The following is a 20,148-nucleotide window of genomic DNA, read 5'->3' on the forward strand; positions in this document are numbered from 1 at the left end:
TCCATGGCATCCCCGGCGGGCGCCGCGCGGCCCTTGAACATTTTGCTGGTGCGCGTGTCCTCGCTGGGCGATGTGCTGCACAACCTGCCCATCGTGGCCGACATCGCCCGCCACTACCCGGACGCCAACATCGACTGGGTGGTGGAGGAGGGCTTCGTCAGCCTGGTGCGGCTCAACACCCGGGTGCGCACCATCATCCCGTTCGCGCTGCGGCGCTGGCGCAAGAGCCTGGGCAAGGCTGAAACGCGCGCCGAGATCAGGCAATTCTTCCGCACCCTGCGCAGCCAGCAGTACGATTATGTGTTCGACACCCAGGGCCTGCTCAAGACCGGCGTCATCATGGGCGCCGCGCGGGTGATCAAGGGCGGGCGCAAGGTCGGCCTGGCCAATGGCAGCGAGGGTTCCGGCTACGAGGGCATTTCGCGCATCTTCCACACCGACAGCATCCCGCTCGACCCGCGTACCCATGCGGTGGCGCGCGGCCGCCTGGTGGTGGGCGCGGCGCTGGGCTACGATGCGGCCGCGACGCCGGCCGATTTCGGCCTGCCGGCCATATCCACCGCTTCCGCCTACGAGGTGCGGCCGGAGTGGATGCCGGCCGACCCCTATGTCGCGTATTTCCATGGCACGGCGCGCGACGCCAAGAAATGGGCGCCGGCCAACTGGGTGGAACTGGGCCGCGCGCTGGCGCCGCTGCAAATCGTGCTGCCCTGGGGCTCGGCCAAGGAAAAGGCCGAGGCCGAGGCGCTGGCGGCCCAGTTGCCCAACGCCCGCGTGCTGCCCAGGCTGTCCATGGCCGAGGCCACGCTGCTGGCGCGCCACGCCGCGCTGGCGGTGGGCGTGGACACCGGCCTGACCCACATCGCGGCGGCCTTCGATGTGCCCACGGTGGAAATCTACGTCGATTCGCCGCGCTGGAAGACCGAGGGCAACTGGTCGCCGCGCATCATCAACCTGGGCGACCAGGGCAATCCGCCCTCCGTGGCCGAGGTCCTGGACGCGGCGCGCACGCTGCTGGCCTGAGATGCGCGCCTTCTACACCCTGATGTGGCGCCTGGCGCTGCCGCTGGTGCTGCTGCGCCTGTGGCTGCGCGGACGCAAGGAGCCGGGCTACCGCCAGCACTGGGGCGAACGCCTGGGCTGGTACCGCGATGCCGCGCCGGCCGGCGGCATGGTGCTGTGGGTGCACGCCGTGTCGGTGGGCGAGACGCGCGCCGCCGAGCCGCTGATCGACGCCCTGCTTGCCCACTATCCCGGCAGCCGCATCATCCTGACCCACATGACGCCGACCGGGCGCGCCACCGGCAAGGCCCTGTACGCCAAGCATGGCGCGCGCCTGTCGCAAGCCTATCTACCGTACGACATCCCCGGCATGCTGCGCCGCTTCATCCGCCGCCACCAGCCGCGCGTGTGCATCCTGATGGAGACCGAGGTCTGGCCCAACCTGATCGCCGTCAGCCGCGAGCAGGGCGTGCCGGTCATGCTGGCCAACGCCCGCCTGTCCGAGCGCTCGCTGCGCAAGGCGGGACGCTTTGGCGGCCTGCTGCCGGACGCCGCGCGCGCCATTACCCTGGTGGCGGCCCAGACCGGGGCCGACGCCGAACGTATCCGCTCCCTGGGCGCGCCCCGGGTCGAGGTCACCGGCAGCATCAAGTTCGACGTGGTGGTGCCGCAAGCCGCGCTGGACACCGGCGCCGCCCTGCGCGCCGCCATCGGTCCGCGTCCGGTGCTGCTGTGCGCCAGCACTCGCGAGGGCGAGGAGGAGCTGATCCTGGACGCCTGGCTGGCGGCGCGCGCCGCGCTGCCGGACGGCGCGCTGCTGATGCTGGTGCCGCGCCATCCGCAGCGTTTCGGCGAGGTGGAAAAAATGATCGGCGCCCGCAGCCTGGCGCAGGTCCGCCGCAGCGCGCTGGCGCTGGACGGCAGCCCGCTGGCGGCCGGGGTGCAGGTACTGCTGGGCGACTCCATGGGCGAGATGTTCGCCTATTATGCGGCCTGCGATGTAGCCTTCGTGGGCGGGAGTTTGCCGCCGCTGGGTGCGCACAGCCCGATCGAACCGGCGGCCCTGGGCAAGCCGATACTGATCGGCCCCCATACCTTCAATTTCGCGGTGGCGATCGAAGACGCCCTGGCTGCCGGCGGCGCCATCCAGGTGCAGGACGCCGCCGGCCTGATGGCGCAAGCCACGCGCCTGCTGCGCGATGGCCAGGAACGCGCCGCCATGGGCCAGCGCGCGCTGGCCTTCGCCGCCCAACACCGTGGCGCCACCGCCCGCACGCTGGCATTGCTGCCGTCGCTGATCAGGTAATAAAGCCGCCGCATTGATCCACGGCAGATTCCGCAACGCCCAGTCCGGACATACTGAACTTCCACCTCTGCAGAGCTTTCAGAGCGCTCAGGCTCCTACTAAGCTGGGAGTTCGATATGTATCGGCTGATACGCTACGTCCGCAGCAACGGACGTATTCCATTTGACGAGTGGTTTGCCAGTCTACGTGACGCGGTATTGCAAGATTTGGTCAGGGCCAGGCTTGGACAGCTGCGGCTTGGCTTGGTCGGAGATATGCGTTCTGTCGGGCAGGGGGTGATGGAGCTACGCATACACAGTGGAGCGGGCTACCGGATTTATGTTGGCCGCGCCGGTTATGCCACTATTTTATAGTTGTGCGGAGGAGATAAAAGTTCCCAGGCCACCGATATTAAATTGGCCAAGACCTACTTTACTGACTGGAAAAGGAGACAGCCATGACGTCATACCCGCCGGACATTTCCGATCATGAGCGCGAAGTTGCCGAATATAAGGCAAGCCGCGAACTTGCGATAGTTGGCCTGAGGCGTAGTATGGCGGGACTTTCGCGGCGCGAGGACCGTGCTGTAGGTCTGCTCACGCTTGCCACTCTCAAGAAGGCTTACGGCGACATCGGAGAGCTCGCCAGCGATGCGGGTGTCCACGGCGATGCCTTGTTCCAGATCATTCGGGAAATCGACATACCGGAGCTGGACACCGAACCGGACTACGAGCGCTGGTTCCAGGCCAACTGCGTCAAGACTGAACGGGTGGCTTGATAAAGTCGACAAAGGCGCGCAGCGGGGCGGGCAGGTGGCGGCGGCCGGAGTAGTAGAGGAAGGGACCGGAGAATCCTGCCCACCAGTCTTGCAGCACCGGCTGCAGCGCGCCGCTGTCGAGCGCAGGCCGCAGCCATTCTTCGAACAGGTAGACCACGCCCAGTCCCGCCCGCGCCGCGCTGATGGCGGTATCGGCCGAGGTGGAGCTGACCACCAGTTGCGCCGCCGGGTCCACCACCACTTGCTCCCCGCGCCGCTCGAAAGCCCAGGGCGCCAGCGCGCCGCTGGCGAAGCGCACCCGGATGCAGCCATGCTCCAGCAACTCGCGCGGATGGGAGGGGCGGCCGCGGCGCCGCAGGTAATCCGGTGACGCGGCCGCCGCCATGCGCTGGCGGCGCGGGCCGATGGGAATCGCAATCATATCCTGCTCCAGCTTTTCCTCGTAGCGTATGCCGGCGTCGCAGCCGGCCGCCAGCACGTCGACGAAGCTGTCCTGTTCGGTCAGCTCCAGCCGGATGTCGGGATAGGCGAGCAGGAAGGGCTCGATGATGGGCGGCAGCACGGTGCGGGTCACGGCCGACGGCGCGTTCAGGCGCAACGTGCCCTGCGGGCGGCCGCGATAGTCGTTGACCACGTCCAGCGCGCAAGCCACCTCGCCCAGGGCCGGTTCCAGCCGCTGCAGCAGGCGGGCGCCGGCCTCGGTGGGCGTCACGCTGCGGGTACTGCGTTCCAGCAGGCGCACGCCCATCTGCGCCTCCAGCCGCCGCACCGCCTCGCTCAGGGCGGACGCCGACATGCCGCTGGCGCGCGCCGCCTCGCGAAAGCCGCGCTGCCGCGCCACCGCCACGAAGGCCGATAGATTGCCCAGGTCGATCTCGTTCATTGTGCGCTTTTTCGTACAGGCTGTTTGGATTCGATGGGATTATCGTACACCATCGCAGGCGCTACAGTGTTCATTACACCAACCGCTGAAAGGAAACGCCATGAACACCCACTACACCCTGGCCGCCGGCGGCCCCACCCTGAACCGCATGGGCTACGGCGCCATGCAGCTGGCCGGTCCCCACGTTTGGGGCCCGCCGGCGGATGTGGACGGCGCCATCGCCGTGCTGCGCGAGGCGCTGGCGCTGGGCGTCAACCATATCGACACCTCGGACTTCTACGGTCCGCACGTCACCAACCAGATCATCCGCCAGGCCCTGCATCCCTACCGGAGCGATCTCACCATCGTCACCAAGGTGGGCTTCCGGCGCGGCGCCGATGCTTCCTGGCTGCCGGCCCTGTCGCGCGAGGAGTTGCGGGCGGCGGTGCACGACAACCTGCGCAACCTGGGGCTGGACGTGCTGGACGTGGTCAACCTGCGCCTGGGCGAAGCCGCCCGGCCGGACGATGCGCCGCTGTCGGAACCGCTGTCCGTGCTGGTGGACCTGAAGCGCGAGGGGCTGATACGCCACATAGGCCTCAGCAACGTGACGGATGGCCAGGTGCGCGAGGCGCAGGCGTTGACGGAGATAGTCTGCGTGCAGAACCATTACAACCTGGCGCACCGCGCCGACGATGCACTGATCGATGCCCTGGCGGCCCAGGGCATCGCCTACACGCCATTCTTCCCGCTGGGCGGCTTCTCGCCGCTGCAGTCGGACACGCTGGCGCAGGTGGCGGCGGAAGCGGGCGCCACTCCGCTGCAAACGGCGCTGGCCTGGCTGCTGCGCCGCTCGCCCAACATCCTGCTGATCCCGGGCACCTCCAAGGTGGCGCATTTGCGCCAGAACCTGGCGGCGGCGTCGCTGGAACTGCCGCCCGGGGCGCTGGCGCGGCTGGACGCCGTGGCCTGATCAGGCGAACAGCACCGGCAGCTCCTGGGCCCGGCGGCGCAGCAGATTCCTGGCTTCCTCGTATTCGGGATAGATGGTGCCCACCGTGTCCCAGAAGCGCTGGCTGTGGTTCATTTCCAGGATGTGGGCCAGCTCGTGGGCGATCACGTAGTCGATCAGCGGCAGCGAGAAGTGGATCAGCTTCCAGTTCAGGCGTATCTTGCGGTCGGCGGTGCAGGAGCCCCAGCGGGTGCCGGCCGAGGACAGGCCGAAGCTGCTGTAGCGCACTCCCAGCCGGCTTGCGTACAGGTCCAGGCGCTGCTCGAACAGGGCCTTGGCTTCCTGCTGATACCAGGATTTCACCCTTTCCTTGACCAGGGCCTGGGTGGCGCCCGGCACCAGCACCAGCGACAGCTCGCGCGTGGCCGGGTTGTAGCTGGCGCGGTTGCGCCCGCCCACCAGCAGGCGCAGCGTGATGTCCGTGCCCAGGTAGGGCAGCTGGGCGCCGTCCACCCATTCCACCGGGGGCTTCATCAGGCGGGCGGCGCGCCGTTCGCGCCGCTCCTGCAGCTTGCTCAGTATCCAGTGCTGCTTGGTGTGGATGGCGTTGTCGATTTCGGCAATGCTGACCCGCTTGGGCGCCGTCACGCGCAGGCCGTCATCGTCTATCATGAAGCCTATCGAACGCCGGGTCGAACGGCGCAGCGTGTATTCCAGCACGAAGCCGCCCACCAGCAGCTGGCGCTTGGGCGGCTGGTCGGACGGCGGCTGCGGCGGCAGGGCGCGCGGCTGCGGCGGCGCGGGTGTTGCTGGTGTTGCTGGTGTCGCGGGTGCAGTTGCGGCGGGCGTCACCGTGACCGGCGGCGTGGTTGGGAGGCTTGGCGTGCCAGGCGTGTTCGATGCGGGCGTAGCGGATGGCGTAGGGTAGGCCCACACCGGCGTGGTGTAGACCTGGCGCGGAGCGGCCGGCGGATTGCCCTCGGCCGGTTCCGGTCTGACCGTGGTGGCCAGTTCGTCTAGCCAGCGTTGTAGGCGTGGGGCGAAATGACGCGCATTTCTGATTCTATCCAATTTTCCACCTGTTGCATCATGCCGTCCGGCGTCTGACCTTCCGGCGAGATCGGCTTGCCGATCGAGACGGTGATCAAGCCGGGGCGCTTGATAAACGAGTTCTTGGGCCAGCATTCACCGGAGTTGTGGGCGATGGGCACCACCACGGCGCCGGTCTCGATGGCGAGGCGGGTGCCGCCGCTCTTGTACTTGCCGGCCTGGCCCACCGGTATCCTGGTCCCTTCCGGGAACATGATAATCCATTGTCCGTCCGCCAGGCGGCGTTTGCCTTGCGTGACCACATGCTTGAAGGCGTTCTTGCCCTGCTTGCGGTCGATGGGGATCATGCGCAGCAGCGCCATGCCCCAGCCGAAGAAGGGGATGTACAGGATCTCGCGCTTGAACACGAACACCAGCGGGCGCGGCATGTTAGGCAGCAGGAAAATGGTTTCCCATGCCGACTGGTGCTTGGACAGCAGGATGGCCTTGTCGTCCGGGAGGTTTTCCCGGCCGCGGATCTCGTAGCGTATGCCGCAGATCACGCGCGCGCACCACACCACGAACACATTCCAGCGCGAGGTGACGTAGAAGCGGCCGTTGTAGGGCAGCGGCGCGGCCAGCATGCAGACAAAGGACCAGATGACGGTGGCCACGGCCATGACGACCGTGAACAGCAGGGAACGCAGGAACAGAATGGGGTGTTGCAATGCAGGCTCCGGTGATTTCTTTTCAGTTTGCCAGGTGCGGCGCCGGCTGGGCGGTGGCTTTCAGGATATGGTCGACCGCGCCGGCCAGGTCGGGGAACACCATGGTCCCCGGCGGCAGGCCGCCGGTGGCCTGGGTCTTTTCGCCCTTGCCGGTCAGGACCAGGTAGGGCACGCAGCCGCTCACATAGCCGGCCTGCAGGTCGCGCAGCGAGTCGCCCACGGTGGGCACGCCCTTCAGGCTGACCTGGTAGCGCTGCGCGATCTCGGTGAACATGCCGGGCTTGGGCTTGCGGCAGTCGCAGGCGTCGGCCGCCGCGTGCGGGCAGAAGAACACGGCGTCTATGTCGGCGCCGGTCTGCTGCGCCAGGGTGTGCATCTTCTGGTGGATGGCGTTCAGGGTGGTCATGTCGAACAGTTCGCGCGCGATGCCGGACTGGTTGGAGGCGATCACCACCCGGTAGCCGGCCTGGTTCAGGCGCGCGATGGCTTCCAGCGAACCGGGCACCGGTATCCACTCGGCCGGCGACTTGATGAAGTCCGGCGAATCATGGTTGATCACGCCGTCGCGATCGAGAATGATCAGTTTGATGGCCGGATTTCCCATCTCAGGCCGCCAGCTTCGAAATGTCGGCCACGCGGTTCATCATGCCGTGCAGCTCGGACAGCAGGGCCAGGCGGTTGTTGCGCAGGGCGACGTCGTCGGCCATCACCATCACGTCGTTGAAGAAGGCGTCGACGTTGTCGCGCAGCTGGGCCAGGGTCTTCAGGGTGGCGGCGAAGTCGCCGCGGTTGAAGGCGGCGTCGATCTCGGGCAGCACGCGGATCACGGCGTCGTACAGGTGCTTCTCGGCGGCGTCCTGCAGCAGGGTGACGTTCACGCCATGGCCGCCGGCGGCCGCCAGCGCTTCCTCGTTCTTCTTCAGGATGTTGGTGATGCGCTTGTTGGCGGCGGCCAGCGAGGCGCTTTCCGGCAGGGCGGCAAAGGCTTGCACGGCTTCCAGGCGCTGCACGATGTCATCCAGGCGGTCCGGGTCCTGCGCCACCACGGCTTCGATCTCACTGGGCGAGAAGCCGCGCTCGCGCAGGATGCCGCGCAGGCGGTCCAGCATGAAGGCGCCCACCTCGGCCGACGGGTCCTTGAAGTTGGCCACGGCGCCGAATTGGGCGGCGGCGTCGGCCAGCAGGCCGGCGATGGACAGCGGCAGGCGCTTTTCGATCAGCATGCGCAGCACGCCCAGGGCGTGGCGGCGCAGCGCGAACGGGTCCTTGTCGCCGGTCGGCTGCAGGCCGATGGCCCAGATGCCGACCAGGGTTTCCAGCTTGTCGGCCAGGGCCACGGCGGTGCCGGTGACGGTGGAGGGCAGGGCGTCGCCGGCAAAGCGCGGCTGGTAGTGCTCGGAGGCGGCCAGCGCCACTTCCTCCGGCTCGCCGTCATGGCGGGCGTAATAGGTGCCCATGATGCCTTGCAGTTCGGGGAACTCGCCCACCATGTCGGTCAGCAGATCGGCCTTGGACAGGCGCGCGGCGCGCTGGACCAGGGGCACGTCTGCGCCGAGCTTGGCGGCGATGGCGCCGGCCAGCGCGGTGACGCGCTCGCTGCGCTCGGCCTGGGTGCCCAGCTTGTTGTGGTAGACCACGTTCTTGAGCAGCGGCAGGCGCGACTCCAGGGTCTTCTTCTTGTCCTGCTCGAAGAAGAACTTGGCGTCCGACAGGCGCGGGCGCACCACGCGCTCGTTGCCGCCGATGATGGCGGCCGGGGTGTCGGTGGCGATGTTGGAGACGATCAGGAAGCGCGAACGCAGCTTGCCGGCGGCGTCGGTCAGGGCGAAGTATTTCTGGTTGGTCTGCATGGTCAGGATCAGGCATTCCTGCGGCACGGCCAGGAAGGCTTCCTCGAAGTGGCATTCGTACACCACCGGCCATTCGACCAGCGAGGCCACTTCATCGAGCAGGGCTTCCGGCATCAGCACCTGGTCGGCGCCGGCCTTGTCCAGCAGGGCGGCGCGGATCTTTTCCTTGCGCGCCTCGAAGGCCGGCACCACCTTGCCGGCCGCTTCCAGGGTGGCGGCGTAGCTGTCGGCGTCGGCTATGGTCACGGCGCGCTGGCCGGGCGCGGTCAGGAAGCGGTGGCCCTCGGTCACGTTGGAGGCGGTCAGGCCCAGCAGCGACAGCGGCAGCACGCTGGAACCATGCAGGGCCACCAGCGCATGCGCCGGGCGCACGAACTGCACGGTGGCGCCGTCCGGACGCTGGTAGCTCATCACCTTGGGTATCGGCAGCTTGCCCACGCTGTCTTCCAGGGCGGCCTGCAGGCCGGCTTGCAGGGCGCTGCCGGCGGCGGTGTAGGTGTGGAAGAAGCTCTCGGCCTTGCCATCCTGGGCCCGTTCCAGCTGGTCCACGGTCAGGTCGGGGAAGCCCAGCGCGGCCAGTTTCTTGGCCAGCGGTGCGGTCGGGTTGCCGGCGGCGTCCAGCGCCACGCTCACGGGCAGCACTTTTTCGCGTATGGATTTGTCGGGCGAGGTGGCGCGCACCTGGGTAATGGACACGGCCAGGCGGCGCGGGGTGGCGTAGGCGGTGGCCACGCTGCCATCTTCCAGGAAGTCGCGCGATTTCAGGCCGTTGACGATGCCGGAGGCGAAAGCGGCGCCCAGCTTGGACAGGGCTTTCGGCGGCAGTTCTTCGGTCAGCAGTTCAATGAGGAGAGTCTGGGTCATGGTGATAGTTCGGTAATCAGGCGGCCGGCAGCATGGGGAAGCCCAGGCGTTCGCGCGAATCGTAATAGGCTTGCGCCACCAGGCGCGACAGGGCGCGCACGCGGCCGATATAGGCGGCGCGCTCGGTCACGGAAATGGCGCCGCGCGCATCCAGCAGGTTGAAGCTGTGCGAGGCCTTCATGATCTGCTCATAGGCGGGCAGGGTCAGCTGCGCTTCGATCAGGCGCTTGGCTTCCGATTCGTGGTTGTTGAACTGGGCGAACAGCAGCTCGGTGTTGGAGTGCTCGAAGTTGTAGGCCGACTGCTCCACCTCGTTCTGGTGGAACACGTCGCCATACTTCAGCACTTTCTTCTGCCCGTTCTCTTCCCACTCGGTCCACACCAGGTCGTACATGTTTTCCACGCCCTGCAGATACATGGCCAGGCGCTCGACGCCGTAGGTGATCTCGCCCAGCACCGGCTTGCAATCGAGGCCGCCGACCTGCTGGAAGTAGGTGAACTGGGTCACTTCCATGCCGTTCAGCCAGACTTCCCAGCCCAGGCCCCAGGCGCCCAGGGTCGGCGATTCCCAGTCATCCTCGACGAAGCGCACGTCGTTCTGCTTCAGGTCCAGGCCCAGCGCCTCCAGCGAACCGAGGTACAGGTCCAGGATGTTTTCCGGGGCCGGCTTCATCACCACCTGGTACTGGTAGTAGTGCTGGCCGCGGTTGGGGTTCTCGCCATAGCGGCCATCCTTGGGACGGCGCGAGGGCTGGACATAGGCGGCGCGCCAAGGCTCTGGGCCGATCGCGCGCAGGAAGGTGCCGGTGTGGAAGGTACCCGCGCCCACTTCCATGTCATAGGGCTGGAGCAGGGCGCAGCCTTGCTGGTCCCAGTAGGTTTGCAGGGTCAGGATGATTTGTTGAAATGTGAGCATCGTCTGTCGTCGGTGGCGCGCTGGGGGCGCTGCGGGTTGCATAGTCGCTAAAGCGGCTAATTTTAGCGGGTTTTACACGCTGTCTGTGGAGATTAAGGGGCCGATGGCCGGTTTTTTGCGCGGCCCGACCACCAGGCGCCGGCCAGCGCCAGCACGGACAAGGCCAGGAACATCAGGTTGCCCCACAGGATGTACGGGGTGGTCCCGGCCATGCCCTGCACCTGGGCGCTCAGCACGCCCCGGGTCCAGGGCGCCAGCTGCTGTTGGATGGCGCCGTGGGCGTCGATGACGGCGGTGGCGCCGGTGTTGGTGGCGCGCAGCATGGGGCGGCCCGTTTCCAGGGTGCGCATCTGCGAAATCTGCAAGTGCTGGGGGATGGCGATGGTGTCGCCGAACCAGGCCAGGTTGGACACGTTGAGCAGCACCGTGGCCGGCTGCTGGCCCCCGGACGGGTTGCGCAGCTGGGCCGCGATCTCCTCGCCAAACAAGTCCTCGTAGCAGATGTTGGGCAGCACGCGCTGGTCCTTCACGGACAGGGCCGGCTGCAGTGCGCGGCCGCTGGTCTGGTCGCCCAGCGGGATGGACATCAGGTTGACGAACCAGCGGAAGCCCAGCGGGATGAATTCGCCGAACGGCACCAGGTGGTGCTTGTCGTAGCGGTACCAGGCCACGCCGGATGGCGAGAGTCCCAGCACGCTGTTGAAATAGGCGGTCGGGCTGTCGGCCGTGGGGATGCCCAGGGCCAGGGTGCTGCCGCTGCGCTTGAGGAACTGGCTGATGCTGTCCAGGTACTCGGGCGCCAGGTTCTGCGGCAGTATCACCACCGCCGTCTCCGGGGTGGCGATCAGGTCCGCCGGCGCCGCCACGATGTCGCGCCGGTACTGCTCGACGGCCTCGCGCACGTGGGCTATATTGAATTTTTCGTCCTGCGGGATATTCCCCTGGATCAGGCGCACGGAGATCGCCTGGCCCTGGTCATGGGTCCAGCGCAGCTGGGCCAGGCCCAGGCCGGCCGCCATCACCGCCGCCACCAGGCCCACGGCGCGCCAGCGGGTGCGGTGGAACAGCAGCAGCAGGGCGCCGGCGCACACGGCCGCTATCCAGCCCAGGCCATACACGCCGACCAGCGGCGCATAGCCGGCCAGCGGGCCGTGGTTGTGGGCATAGCCGGCCGACAGCCAGGGGAAACCGGTGAACAGCCAGCCGCGCACCCATTCGAACAAGGCCCACAGGGCCGGCAGCAGCAGCAGATTGGCGGCCGGCAGCGGCAGCGCCCAGCGCTGGCGCAGCCAGGACGCCGCGCCCATGGCCAGCGCCACGTAGATGGCCATGGCGGCCGCCAGCAGCAGCACGGCGGCGGCGGCCAGCGGCGCGGCCATGCCGCCGTAGTTGTGCAGGGAGACGTACAGCCAGTGGGTGCCGGCCGCGGTCCAGCCGAATCCGAAGGCCCAGCCGATCAGCGCCGCCGCTTGCGGGCCGGCGCTGCGCAGCACCTGGTAGAACAGCACGGCCAGGGCCAGGATTTGCAGCGGCCACCAGCCGAACGGCGCGAAGGCGAACACGCAGCCGGCGCCGGCAAGGGCGGTGATGGCCATGCGGCCACGGGTGCTGCGCTGGGGACGGGGAGGCTGGTCGGGACGGGGACGCCGGAACCGCATGTCAGGCGTCGTCGTCGCCGGCGGCGGCTGGCGGCAGTTTTTCCACCAGCAGCATGTGGATCTGGCGCGCGTCGGCGCGCAGCACTTCGAAGCGCAAGCCTTCGTAGTCGAACTTGTCGCCCTTGTGCGGCATGCGCGCCAAATGCTTGGCCACCAGGCCGCCTATGGTGTCGGCGTCGTCGTCCGGCAGCGAGGTGTCGAGTTCCTCGTTGAACTGGTCGATCTCGGTCAGGGCCTTGACGCGCCAGCGCGGGCCGAACTGGCCTTCCTTCAGGGACAGGATATTGTCTTCTTCCTCGTCGAAATCGTATTCATCCTCGATGTCGCCGACGATTTGCTCCAGCACGTCCTCGATGGTGATCAGGCCGGCCACGCCGCTGTACTCATCGACCACGATGGCCATGTGGTTGTGGTTGGCGCGGAAGTCGCGCAGCAGCACGTTCAGGCGCTTGGACTCGGGAATGAACACGGCCGGGCGCAGCATGTCGCGCACGTCGAACGATTCTTCCGCGTAGTAGCGCAGCAAATCCTTGGCCAGCAGGATGCCGACCACCTTGTCGCGCTCGCCCTCGATGGCGGGGAAGCGCGAGTGCGCCGTTTCCAGCACCAGCGGCAGCCAGTCGGCAATGGGCTTGGTGATGTCGATCACGTCCATCTGCGAGCGCGGGATCATGATGTCGCGCGCCGACAGGTCGGACACCTGGAACACGCCTTCGATCATGGACAGGGCGTCGGCGTCGATCAGGTTGCGTTCGTGGGCGTCGTGCAGGACGTCGAGCAGTTCCGCGCGGTTCTCGGGCTCGGGGGAAATCAGGGCGGTGAGTCGCTCAAACAGCGACCGGTGGGGTTTGGCGTCAGTCTTGACGCCACTAGGGTGCTCTTGCATGGCAGGCGTGAGCCGTTGTTTCGAAGTGATATAGGATACACCAAATGGCGAGGGGAGGCCTTTTTTGTCAAAAAGACAGCTTAGTCCGCATACGGATCGGCGATGCCCAGCCCGGCCAGGATTTCCGTTTCCAGCCCTTCCATTTCCTCGGCTTCCTCGTCGTCCATGTGGTCGTAGCCCTGTGCGTGCAGCACCCCGTGCACGATCAGGTGGGCGGCGTGCTGCTCCACGGTCTTGTGTTGTTCGGCCGCCTCTTTTTCCAGCACGTCGGTGCACAGGATGATGTCGGCGCGGGTCGGCTCGTCGTCGGCCAGTTCCTCGCCCTCGTTGTAGGCAAAGGTCAGCACGTTGGTGGCGTAGTCCTTGCCGCGGAAATCGCGGTTCAGGGCCTGGCCTTCCTCGGCGTCGACCAGGCGGATGGCCAGTTCGGCCGGGGCGTACAGGGCGGCCTGCACCCAGCGCCGGATTTTGGCGCGGGTCAGCAGCTCTTTCAAACGGGGATCGGCGTACTGCACCGACAGGGTCAGCTTATTTTTTTCGGACATTTTTCAGGGCGGTGGCTTTCAGCAGGGGTGCGATCTCGGCTTCGTGGGCGTTGGCGGTTTCGTAGGCGTCGACGATGCGCGCCACCAGCGGATGGCGCACCACGTCCTCGCTGCCGAAGTGGCTGAAGGCCACGCCGCGCACATCCTTCAATACCTGGATGGCGTCCACCAGTCCGCTTTTCTGGCTCTTGTGCAGGTCGACCTGGGTCACGTCGCCGGTGACCACGGCCTTGCTGCCGAAGCCGATGCGGGTCAGGAACATCTTCATTTGCTCGACCGTCGTGTTCTGGGCCTCGTCCAGGATCACGAAGGCGTGGTTCAGGGTGCGGCCGCGCATGTAGGCCAGCGGGGCGATCTCGATCACCTGCTTTTCGAACATCTTCTGGGTGCGGTCAAAGCCCAGCAGGTCATACAGGGCGTCGTACAGTGGACGCAGGTAGGGATCGACCTTCTGGGTCAGGTCGCCCGGCAAAAAGCCCAGGCGTTCGCCAGCCTCTACCGCCGGGCGGCACAGGATGATGCGCTTGACGGCGTCGCGCTCCAGGGCGTCCACCGCGCAGGCCACGGCCAGGTAGGTCTTGCCGGTGCCGGCCGGGCCGACGCCGAAGCTGATGTCGTGCTCCAGCACATTGCGCAGGTAGCGTATCTGGTGCGGGGTGCGCCCGCGCAGGTCGCTGCGGCGGGTTTTCAGCACCGGGCTGTTGATCTCGGGTTCGACGAAGGGCGCGGCCGGGGCCGGCTGGTCGGCGCCGGGGGCCGCCGGCGCACTCAGGCCGGCGCGCTGCTCGACCAGGGCCAGCTGCACTTCCTCGATGGGGACCACCTTGTTGGCGATGGCGTAGAACTGTTCCAGGATCTGCACCGCGCGTTCGGCGTTGACCCCGCTGACGATGAATTTCTCGCCGCGGCGGAAAATGGTGACGTCCAGCGCGGCGGAAATCTGGCGCAGGTTCTCGTCCAGCGGGCCGCACAGGTGCGCCAGGCGCGTGTTATCCAGCGGCTCGGGAATGAAATAATGCGGCTGGACCGGGGTCTTGGTTTTCAATGGTGTGCTTTTCTCGGTGTGCTGTTACGGGGGCTGGTGCCTGTAGTTTACCGTAATTCGTCGGCCGGACGCCGCCTGTAAATCCATGTTCTGCTTTGTAACAATTTCCTACAGTTTCTTGCGTGCGCCACTTGCGGACGTCATATGTTGAAATGGCATTGTTGTTAAGGTTTCTCGCCACTGATTGATGTTTAACAATCTTCACTCTGGGGCCAGGGGCTGCAACCAGGCTTTTTGGGCATATCATTGCTTGAAAGGCAAGCATTAGAGAGGACGCCCGGAAGGCAGTTTTGCCGCCTGCCGCAATGAAACTTGATTGACGGGACTAAGTCTTCCTTAAGTTCGGCGCAGCACTATTTCATCACCAACACAGACGAGGAAAATATCATGGCACACCACGCTCTCGCTTCGCAAGAAAGCTACAATCCCAACCACCTGCTGGACATCCTGCTGGGCAAAATGCAGCTGAAAAATGATGCTGCGTTGTCGCGCCTGCTGGAGGTCGCCCCGCCGGTCATCAGCAAGATCCGCCACCACCGCCTGCCGGTCGGCGCCTCGCTGCTGATCCGCATGCACGAGGTGACCGGCATGAGCATCCGCGACCTGCGCGACCTGATGGGCGACCGTCGTACCAAGTACCGCCTGTCCGACGCCCAGGGCCGTCCCAAAGCGGAAGACCGCAGCGACAAGCCGGCCGCCGAGGCGCCCGCCGCAGCCAGCACGAGCAACTACGCCCGTCACTGATGCGCCAGCCTGTCCCGGGGCCATGCCGGGCCGGCCGGCGGGCCGGTGCGGCTCCCCGGGCAAGCAGCATTCGTGATCACGGCCGCTAGGCCAGCAGCACCATCGCAGTCTCCTCATACTGCAGCTCCGTCTCGCGGAACAGATGCAGGTACACTTCTTCATCCAGGCTGAGCGCCAGCCATGCCACGCTGGACACCGGCGGCACCAGGTCGTCCGTGACCCGCGCCAGGTCGAGCGCGTGCACAATGGCGTCGGCCACGTGGATGATGGCGGCCAGGAAGCCCGCGCCCGGCGCTTCCGGCTCGTGGTGTCCGGCGATCGCCAGCCGCATGGTATCGGAAAAATTCCAATGTTCGGCCAGGGCCACGCCGGCCTCCACATGGTCCACGCCCAGCACCTTGCGCTCGGCTTCCAGCAGGTAGCAATCGCGTTCGCTACGGTATGCCAGCACTGCCGCATACTGCTGCGGGAAGCAGGACACCAGCACCAGCCGGCCTATGTCGTGCAGCAACCCGGCCGTGAACGCGTAATCCTGGTTGAAGCGCAGCTGGCGCGCCAGCAGCCTGGCGCAGGCCGCGGTGGCGATCGAATGGCGCCAGAAGGCCTTGTGGTCGAAGCCGGGGCAGTGCCCTTCCGGGAAGCAGCCGGTGATGGCGGCCGCCGTGATGAGGTTGCGGGTGGTCTGGAAGCCCAGGTAGGTGATGGCTTGCTGGATGGTGGTCACCTTCACCTGCAGGCCGTACAGCGAGGAATTGGCCAGGCGCAGGGTCTTGGCGGTGAGGGCCTGGTCCTGCGACACCTTTTTTGCCAGTACGGCGATATCAAGGTCTTCCTGGTCTATGCTGTTGAGCAGCTCCATCACCACCGCCGGCAGCGAGGGCAGGTCGTCCAGGTTGCGCACCATGTCTTCATGGCTCAGCTGGCCGGGCTGGATGGCCTGGGGGCTCATGGCTGCGCTCCGGGCACGCGGCCGAGACGGTAGTCGGTGACGAAGCGGCGCAGGGTGGCGGTGGCCCAGTCGTCGCTGCTGTCCGGATCGTTCTTGCGGAATAGCTGGTTGAGACGCTCACCGTACTGCAGGGCCGCGGCCGCCAGCTGCTCCGGCGTGGCCGCCGCCAGCGCGATCGGCAGGGTGTGGATGCCGTGGCGCGGCATCAGCGCCAGCATGGGTTCGGTCAGCACCGTGCCTTGCGGCAGCAGCAGCTTGCCCTGCACGTCGAGTAATTCGTCGGACAAGACCATGCCGGGCTGGACCTGTTCGAGCGCGAGTTGCTGGTAACTGGCTGTCATGCGATCTCCTGGGGCTGCGTGGCGGCGTCGCCTCATCTTACCATGCAAGCGTGCAATGCCGGCCCGGCCGCCGCCTTGTCATTGGTCAAGTTCTTGCCAAGCAGCAGTGCATCCCGTACATTGGAACATCCTTACCGGCGGAGGGCTTGATGTTTGGGATACAAGGAAGGCTGACCCTGCTGTTCGTGGTCATCGTCACCGTGGTGCTGGCCATTTCCGGCACCTACGCCCAGTACAGCCTGGGCCACGAGCTGGAGGTGGCCAACCAGCGCCTGCGCCAGGGCGTGCTGACGCGCCTGCAGACCAGCCTGCCTTCGGCACTGTGGGACCTGGACAAGACCAAGGTCGACAACATCGTGGCGGCCGAGATGCTGCCGCCCGAGCTGGTGGCGATCCGCGTCTACGACACCTCGGTCGGCCTGTTCTCGGGCCGGCTGCGCAACGACAACGGCGCCGTGGTGGCGCTCGAGACCGACGCCGCCATCGGCGGCTCGGCGGTGGTGGCCGACCTGGCCTACCGCGATTCCGGCGCCGCCGGCGCGGCCTTGAAGCCGGTGACCGTGGGCCGGGTGGTGGTCAACTTCAGCCGGGCCCAGATCGAGGCCACCCTGGCTGCCGAGGTGCGGCGCAAGGTGATCGAGGTGCTGCTGCTGGACCTGATACTGGTGGCGGCCCTGGCCCTGTCGCTGCGCATCGTGTTCGATCCCCTGAAGCGGCTGCGCGACGGCCTGTTCGACTTGGCCACGCGCGGCAGCGATGAGGTGGAGGAATTGCCGGACCACCGCCACGACGAGCTGGGCGAGGTGATACGGGGCTTTAACGCCATCCAGCGCAAGGTGAAATCGAATATCCAGCGCATCCGCGAGGCCGAGGACGAGGCCCGCAAGGCGGCCCAGGAAACCGCCAGCGCCCTGGACGACCTGCGCCGCACCCAGGAATCGCTGCTGCAGGCCGAGCGCCTGGCCTCGCTGGGCAGCCTGGTGGCCGGGGTGGCGCACGAGATCAACACCCCGGTCGGCATTGCCCTGACCAGCGCCTCGGTGCTGATGGAGGCCACCGAGAAGGTGCAGCAGTCGGTGGAGGGCGGCAACATCAAGAAATCCGACATCACGCGCTACCTGGAGACGGCCGGGGAAAGCAGCCGCCTGATCATGAACAACGCCTACCGCGCCGCCCACCTGATCCACAGCTTCAAGCAGATCGCGGTGGACCAGGTCAGCGAGGCGCGGCGCCGCTTCGAGCTGTCCGACTACATCCACGAAGTGGTGTCCAGCCTGCAGCCCAAGCTAAAGAAGACCCATATCGAGGTGGTCATCAACTGCCCGCCCGACATCATGCTCGACAGCTATCCTGGCGCGCTGGCCCAGATCATCACCAACCTGACCCTCAACTGCGTCGAACACGCGTTCGAGCCGGACGCCAGCGGCCGCATCGCCATCAATGTGCGGCCCGAGGGCGATTGGGTGGAAATGCAGGTGGTGGACAATGGCAAGGGCATCCCGCCGGACATGCTGGACAAGGTGTTCGATCCCTTCGTCACCACCCGCCGGGGGCAGGGCGGCACCGGCCTGGGCCTGAACATCGTGTTCAACCTGATCGCCAAGCAGTTCGGCGGCAGCATCACCGTCAGCAGCACCCTGGGCCAGGGCGCCAGTTTCGTGCTGCGCATCCCGTGCGTCACGCCGGCGGAGGAAGGGGCGGCGCCGCATGCCGACGCCCGCCTGCACGCCTGAGCGGCGTCCGCCCCGCGCCCGGCGCAGGCAAAAAAAATCCCGCCGCAGGCGGGATCGGGCAGGCGCCGAGGATGGCTCAGCTGCTGAACTTTTCGGGGAGGTCGCGGCGTGCCGAGGCAAAGCCCAGCAGCACCAGTCCCAGCATCATCATGACGAATGTTTGCGGCTCGGGCACCGGAGCCGGGGCTTCCCGCTGGGCCTGGGCAGGCTTGGCGGGCGGGGCCAGCAGATCCTCGTCGCCCAGCGCAGTGAGCACGGGCGTGCGGCGGCCATAGGCCAGCTCCAGTTCCGCGGCGGCGATGCTGCAGGTGTAGGGCGAGACACCGGCCCGGCATTCCAGGTCGCTCAGTTCGAGCGCGGGCGGCGACAGCAGCGCTGAAACAGACATGGCGGAGCCGGGTGCGGCGGCTTGGGCGGTGCTGTGCAGGCCGGCTGCCAGCAATGCGAGCGTGACAACGGTGTGGACTTTCATGTTCGAACTCCTGCATGGGGAGGTGATTTTGGCATGAAACGTATTAAACCATAACGGATACCAAATTGGCATCGATATTTTTCTTAAGGAAATAAAATATTGCAATGCACTACCAAATTAAAGTGCTTACCCAGGGAGGGTGGGGAAGTTGTATAGGCAATTCGTTGCGTGCGCGCCACGGCGGATTTAAGCCGGGTCTAAAACCGCAGTGCATGAATTCGGTTACACTGAATGATTGCCCTTTTAGCATACGCCTATGAAGTTTTTTGCTCGTACAGTTGCGCTGGCTGCCCTGGCGGCTGCCCTGGCCGCCTGTGCCGGCGGCGGCCGGCTTGCCCCCACGGCCGCGCCGGTGCTGTCCGGCCATCCCCAGGTTTGGTTGCTGGGCGAGGTGCACGACAACGCCCAGGGCCACCGCAAGCGCTATGACATGCTCAAGCGCGAGGTGGAGGCGGGCTGGCGCCCGGTGATCGTGATGGAACAGTTCGACCGCGAAAACCAGGGTTTGCTGGACCAGGCCCGTGAAGGCTGCCTGGACGCCCAGTGCGTGATCAGCACCGTGGCCGGTCCGCGCTGGGACTGGCAGCTGTACTATCCGCTGCTGCAGCTGGCGCTGGACTACAAGCTGCCGCTGGTGGCGGGCAACCTGTCCCGCGCCGACGCCTCGCGCGTGGTGCGCGACGGCGTGGCGTCCGCCTTCGACCCCGCCAGCGTCAAGGCTTACGGCCTGGACCAGCCGCTGCCGGCCGACATCCGCGCCGTGCAGTTGCAGGAAATCGCGGCCGGCCACTGCGGCATGCCGCCCGATTTCATGCTGGCGGGCATGGTCGACGCCCAGGTGGCGCGCGACATCTGGATGGCCAAGCTGATCCGCGCCCAGCTGCCGCGCGACGTGGTGTTGATCGCCGGCAATGGCCACGTGCGCAAGGACGTGGGCGTGGCGCGCTGGCTGCAGGCCGTGCAGCCGGCCGTCACCGTGCGCAGCGAAGGTTTCGTCGAGGGCGGCGCCCAGGACCCGGCGCGCTACGACGTGACCCACACCCTGGCGCCGCAGACCCGTCCCGACCCCTGCGCCAAATTCAAGGCAAAATAGCCATTCCGTCTGAGGAGAGCCGCCATGGAACAGGTTTACCAGGAACAAGCACCGGGCCGGGCCGAGGTCGACGCCCTGGCCGGCCCCGTCCTGCTGGAATTCGGCGCCAACTGGTGCGGCTACTGCCGCGCCAGCCAGGCGCCGCTGGCGCAGGCTTATGCCGGGCACGAGCACGTGCGCCACATCAAGGTCGAGGATGGCCCCGGCCGCGCGCTGGGCCGCTCGTTCAAGGTCAAGCTGTGGCCCACCCTGGTGTTCCTGCGCGATGGCCAGGAAGTGGCGCGCCTGGTGCGGCCCACGGACGCGGACCAGATCGCGCGCGCATTTGCGCAAATCGCCTGAGCGCACGCCAGGACGGTTGAGCATGCTTGGCAGTGGGCAAGTGCCGTGTGTATGATGTGACGCACTTTCCACAG

21 protein-coding genes are annotated in these 20,148 nt (G+C 66.7%); 8 read left to right on the top strand and 13 right to left on the bottom strand.

The features are described from left to right. Window positions 1–3: 3 nt before the first annotated feature. From waaC to ACLB1G_RS16895, 3 genes are all read left to right on the top strand, one after another. Window positions 4–1,023 carry a lipopolysaccharide heptosyltransferase I gene (waaC, locus tag ACLB1G_RS16885; protein ID WP_491628394.1) on the top strand — a complete coding sequence of 340 codons (1,020 nt, stop codon included), beginning with the start codon at window positions 4–6 and terminating at the stop codon, window positions 1,021–1,023. Between the two features lies 1 nt (window position 1,024). Beyond that, window positions 1,025–2,308 (top strand): lipid IV(A) 3-deoxy-D-manno-octulosonic acid transferase, encoded by a 1,284-nt coding sequence (gene waaA / locus ACLB1G_RS16890; RefSeq protein WP_491628395.1) that lies wholly within the window; start codon window positions 1,025–1,027, stop codon window positions 2,306–2,308. A gap of 436 nt (window positions 2,309–2,744) precedes the next feature. Further along, window positions 2,745–3,065, top strand: a complete 321-nt coding sequence (locus ACLB1G_RS16895; protein WP_491628396.1) for a transcriptional regulator — start codon at window positions 2,745–2,747, stop codon at window positions 3,063–3,065. On the opposite strand, the gene ACLB1G_RS16900 is transcribed toward ACLB1G_RS16895, so the two are convergent. Continuing rightward, complete coding sequence (locus ACLB1G_RS16900) at window positions 3,043–3,948, bottom strand: LysR family transcriptional regulator (protein WP_491628397.1); 906 nt, start codon at window positions 3,946–3,948, stop codon at window positions 3,043–3,045. The genes ACLB1G_RS16895 and ACLB1G_RS16900 overlap by 23 nt on opposite strands. A 100-nt stretch (window positions 3,949–4,048) precedes the next feature. On the opposite strand from ACLB1G_RS16900, the gene ACLB1G_RS16905 reads away from it, so the two are divergent. Further along, window positions 4,049–4,900 carry an aldo/keto reductase family oxidoreductase gene (locus ACLB1G_RS16905; protein WP_491628398.1) on the top strand — a complete coding sequence of 284 codons (852 nt, stop codon included), beginning with the start codon at window positions 4,049–4,051 and terminating at the stop codon, window positions 4,898–4,900. Here the strand turns inward: ACLB1G_RS16905 and ACLB1G_RS16910 are convergent, their stop codons facing one another. From ACLB1G_RS16910 to ACLB1G_RS16950, 9 genes are all read right to left on the bottom strand, one after another. Next, window positions 4,901–5,950: a M48 family metallopeptidase gene (locus tag ACLB1G_RS16910; RefSeq protein ID WP_491628399.1), complete on the bottom strand. Its 1,050-nt coding sequence runs from the start codon at window positions 5,948–5,950 to the stop codon at window positions 4,901–4,903. Continuing rightward, window positions 5,896–6,588 carry a lysophospholipid acyltransferase family protein gene (locus ACLB1G_RS16915; RefSeq protein ID WP_491628565.1) on the bottom strand — a complete coding sequence of 231 codons (693 nt, stop codon included), beginning with the start codon at window positions 6,586–6,588 and terminating at the stop codon, window positions 5,896–5,898. The genes ACLB1G_RS16910 and ACLB1G_RS16915 overlap by 55 nt, the downstream gene beginning before the upstream one ends. Window positions 6,589–6,658: 70 nt before the next feature. Further along, a complete protein-coding gene (gene gmhB, locus ACLB1G_RS16920; RefSeq protein WP_491628566.1) occupies window positions 6,659–7,225 on the bottom strand; it encodes a D-glycero-beta-D-manno-heptose 1,7-bisphosphate 7-phosphatase in 567 nt (188 codons plus the stop codon). Between the two features lie 16 nt (window positions 7,226–7,241). Further along, entirely contained in the window at window positions 7,242–9,350 is a 2,109-nt protein-coding gene (gene glyS, locus ACLB1G_RS16925) for a glycine--tRNA ligase subunit beta (RefSeq protein WP_491628400.1), read from the bottom strand. A 16-nt stretch (window positions 9,351–9,366) separates the two neighbouring features. Next, window positions 9,367–10,266, bottom strand: a complete 900-nt coding sequence (gene glyQ, locus ACLB1G_RS16930) for a glycine--tRNA ligase subunit alpha (protein ID WP_491628401.1) — start codon at window positions 10,264–10,266, stop codon at window positions 9,367–9,369. A gap of 92 nt (window positions 10,267–10,358) precedes the next feature. Further along, window positions 10,359–11,924, bottom strand: coding sequence for an apolipoprotein N-acyltransferase (lnt, locus tag ACLB1G_RS16935; RefSeq protein WP_491628402.1), 1,566 nt, complete (start codon window positions 11,922–11,924; stop codon window positions 10,359–10,361). Window position 11,925: 1 nt separating this feature from the next. Then, the gene (locus tag ACLB1G_RS16940) at window positions 11,926–12,810 is read right to left on the bottom strand and encodes a CorC family transporter (RefSeq protein WP_491628403.1); all 885 of its coding nucleotides are present in this window, start codon (window positions 12,808–12,810) and stop codon (window positions 11,926–11,928) included. Between the two features lie 80 nt (window positions 12,811–12,890). Continuing rightward, on the bottom strand, window positions 12,891–13,355 hold the full coding sequence (ybeY, locus tag ACLB1G_RS16945) for an rRNA maturation RNase YbeY (RefSeq protein ID WP_491628404.1): 465 nt from the start codon (window positions 13,353–13,355) through the stop codon (window positions 12,891–12,893). Further along, complete coding sequence (locus tag ACLB1G_RS16950) at window positions 13,339–14,400, bottom strand: PhoH family protein (RefSeq protein ID WP_491628405.1); 1,062 nt, start codon at window positions 14,398–14,400, stop codon at window positions 13,339–13,341. Before ACLB1G_RS16950 ends, ybeY begins: the two co-directional genes overlap by 17 nt. A 387-nt stretch (window positions 14,401–14,787) precedes the next feature. Between ACLB1G_RS16950 and ACLB1G_RS16955 the strand changes: the two genes are divergently transcribed. Next, on the top strand, window positions 14,788–15,144 hold the full coding sequence (locus ACLB1G_RS16955; RefSeq protein ID WP_491628406.1) for a hypothetical protein: 357 nt from the start codon (window positions 14,788–14,790) through the stop codon (window positions 15,142–15,144). A gap of 85 nt (window positions 15,145–15,229) precedes the next feature. On the opposite strand, the gene ACLB1G_RS16960 is transcribed toward ACLB1G_RS16955, so the two are convergent. Next, window positions 15,230–16,093: an HDOD domain-containing protein gene (locus tag ACLB1G_RS16960; RefSeq protein ID WP_491628407.1), complete on the bottom strand. Its 864-nt coding sequence runs from the start codon at window positions 16,091–16,093 to the stop codon at window positions 15,230–15,232. Next, window positions 16,090–16,434, bottom strand: coding sequence for a hypothetical protein (locus tag ACLB1G_RS16965; RefSeq protein WP_491628408.1), 345 nt, complete (start codon window positions 16,432–16,434; stop codon window positions 16,090–16,092). The genes ACLB1G_RS16960 and ACLB1G_RS16965 overlap by 4 nt, the downstream gene beginning before the upstream one ends. Window positions 16,435–16,583: 149 nt before the next feature. Between ACLB1G_RS16965 and ACLB1G_RS16970 the strand changes: the two genes are divergently transcribed. Beyond that, window positions 16,584–18,167, top strand: a complete 1,584-nt coding sequence (locus tag ACLB1G_RS16970; RefSeq protein ID WP_491628409.1) for a sensor histidine kinase — start codon at window positions 16,584–16,586, stop codon at window positions 18,165–18,167. Between the two features lie 76 nt (window positions 18,168–18,243). On the opposite strand, the gene ACLB1G_RS16975 is transcribed toward ACLB1G_RS16970, so the two are convergent. Then, entirely contained in the window at window positions 18,244–18,639 is a 396-nt protein-coding gene (locus ACLB1G_RS16975; protein ID WP_491628410.1) for a PEP-CTERM sorting domain-containing protein, read from the bottom strand. 256 nt (window positions 18,640–18,895) lie between these two features. Here ACLB1G_RS16975 and ACLB1G_RS16980 point away from each other — a divergent pair, with 256 nt between their 5' ends. Then, window positions 18,896–19,732, top strand: a complete 837-nt coding sequence (locus ACLB1G_RS16980) for a ChaN family lipoprotein (RefSeq protein WP_491628411.1) — start codon at window positions 18,896–18,898, stop codon at window positions 19,730–19,732. Window positions 19,733–19,756: 24 nt separating this feature from the next. After that, window positions 19,757–20,074, top strand: a complete 318-nt coding sequence (locus ACLB1G_RS16985) for a thioredoxin family protein (protein WP_491628412.1) — start codon at window positions 19,757–19,759, stop codon at window positions 20,072–20,074. Window positions 20,075–20,148: the final 74 nt, after the last annotated feature.

The sequence above is a fragment of the Duganella kummerowiae genome (assembly GCF_053572355.1).

Excerpts from the sequence above, each read along its gene's own strand:
- ACLB1G_RS16940 (WP_491628403.1), bottom strand. The coding sequence starts at position 12,810 with ATGCAAGAGCACCCTAGTGGCGTCAAGACTGACGCCAAACCCCACCGG.
- lnt (WP_491628402.1), bottom strand. The coding sequence starts at position 11,924 with ATGCGGTTCCGGCGTCCCCGTCCCGACCAGCCTCCCCGTCCCCAGCGC.
- waaC (WP_491628394.1), top strand. The coding sequence starts at position 4 with ATGGCATCCCCGGCGGGCGCCGCGCGGCCCTTGAACATTTTGCTGGTG.
- ACLB1G_RS16965 (WP_491628408.1), bottom strand. The coding sequence starts at position 16,434 with ATGACAGCCAGTTACCAGCAACTCGCGCTCGAACAGGTCCAGCCCGGC.
- ACLB1G_RS16900 (WP_491628397.1), bottom strand. The coding sequence starts at position 3,948 with ATGAACGAGATCGACCTGGGCAATCTATCGGCCTTCGTGGCGGTGGCG.
- ACLB1G_RS16895 (WP_491628396.1), top strand. The coding sequence starts at position 2,745 with ATGACGTCATACCCGCCGGACATTTCCGATCATGAGCGCGAAGTTGCC.
- glyQ (WP_491628401.1), bottom strand. The coding sequence starts at position 10,266 with ATGCTCACATTTCAACAAATCATCCTGACCCTGCAAACCTACTGGGAC.
- ACLB1G_RS16960 (WP_491628407.1), bottom strand. The coding sequence starts at position 16,093 with ATGAGCCCCCAGGCCATCCAGCCCGGCCAGCTGAGCCATGAAGACATG.
- ACLB1G_RS16905 (WP_491628398.1), top strand. The coding sequence starts at position 4,049 with ATGAACACCCACTACACCCTGGCCGCCGGCGGCCCCACCCTGAACCGC.
- ACLB1G_RS16980 (WP_491628411.1), top strand. The coding sequence starts at position 18,896 with ATGAAGTTTTTTGCTCGTACAGTTGCGCTGGCTGCCCTGGCGGCTGCC.
- ybeY (WP_491628404.1), bottom strand. The coding sequence starts at position 13,355 with ATGTCCGAAAAAAATAAGCTGACCCTGTCGGTGCAGTACGCCGATCCC.
- ACLB1G_RS16970 (WP_491628409.1), top strand. The coding sequence starts at position 16,584 with ATGTTTGGGATACAAGGAAGGCTGACCCTGCTGTTCGTGGTCATCGTC.
- glyS (WP_491628400.1), bottom strand. The coding sequence starts at position 9,350 with ATGACCCAGACTCTCCTCATTGAACTGCTGACCGAAGAACTGCCGCCG.
- ACLB1G_RS16955 (WP_491628406.1), top strand. The coding sequence starts at position 14,788 with ATGGCACACCACGCTCTCGCTTCGCAAGAAAGCTACAATCCCAACCAC.
- ACLB1G_RS16985 (WP_491628412.1), top strand. The coding sequence starts at position 19,757 with ATGGAACAGGTTTACCAGGAACAAGCACCGGGCCGGGCCGAGGTCGAC.
- waaA (WP_491628395.1), top strand. The coding sequence starts at position 1,025 with ATGCGCGCCTTCTACACCCTGATGTGGCGCCTGGCGCTGCCGCTGGTG.
- ACLB1G_RS16915 (WP_491628565.1), bottom strand. The coding sequence starts at position 6,588 with ATGGCCGTGGCCACCGTCATCTGGTCCTTTGTCTGCATGCTGGCCGCG.
- ACLB1G_RS16975 (WP_491628410.1), bottom strand. The coding sequence starts at position 18,639 with ATGAAAGTCCACACCGTTGTCACGCTCGCATTGCTGGCAGCCGGCCTG.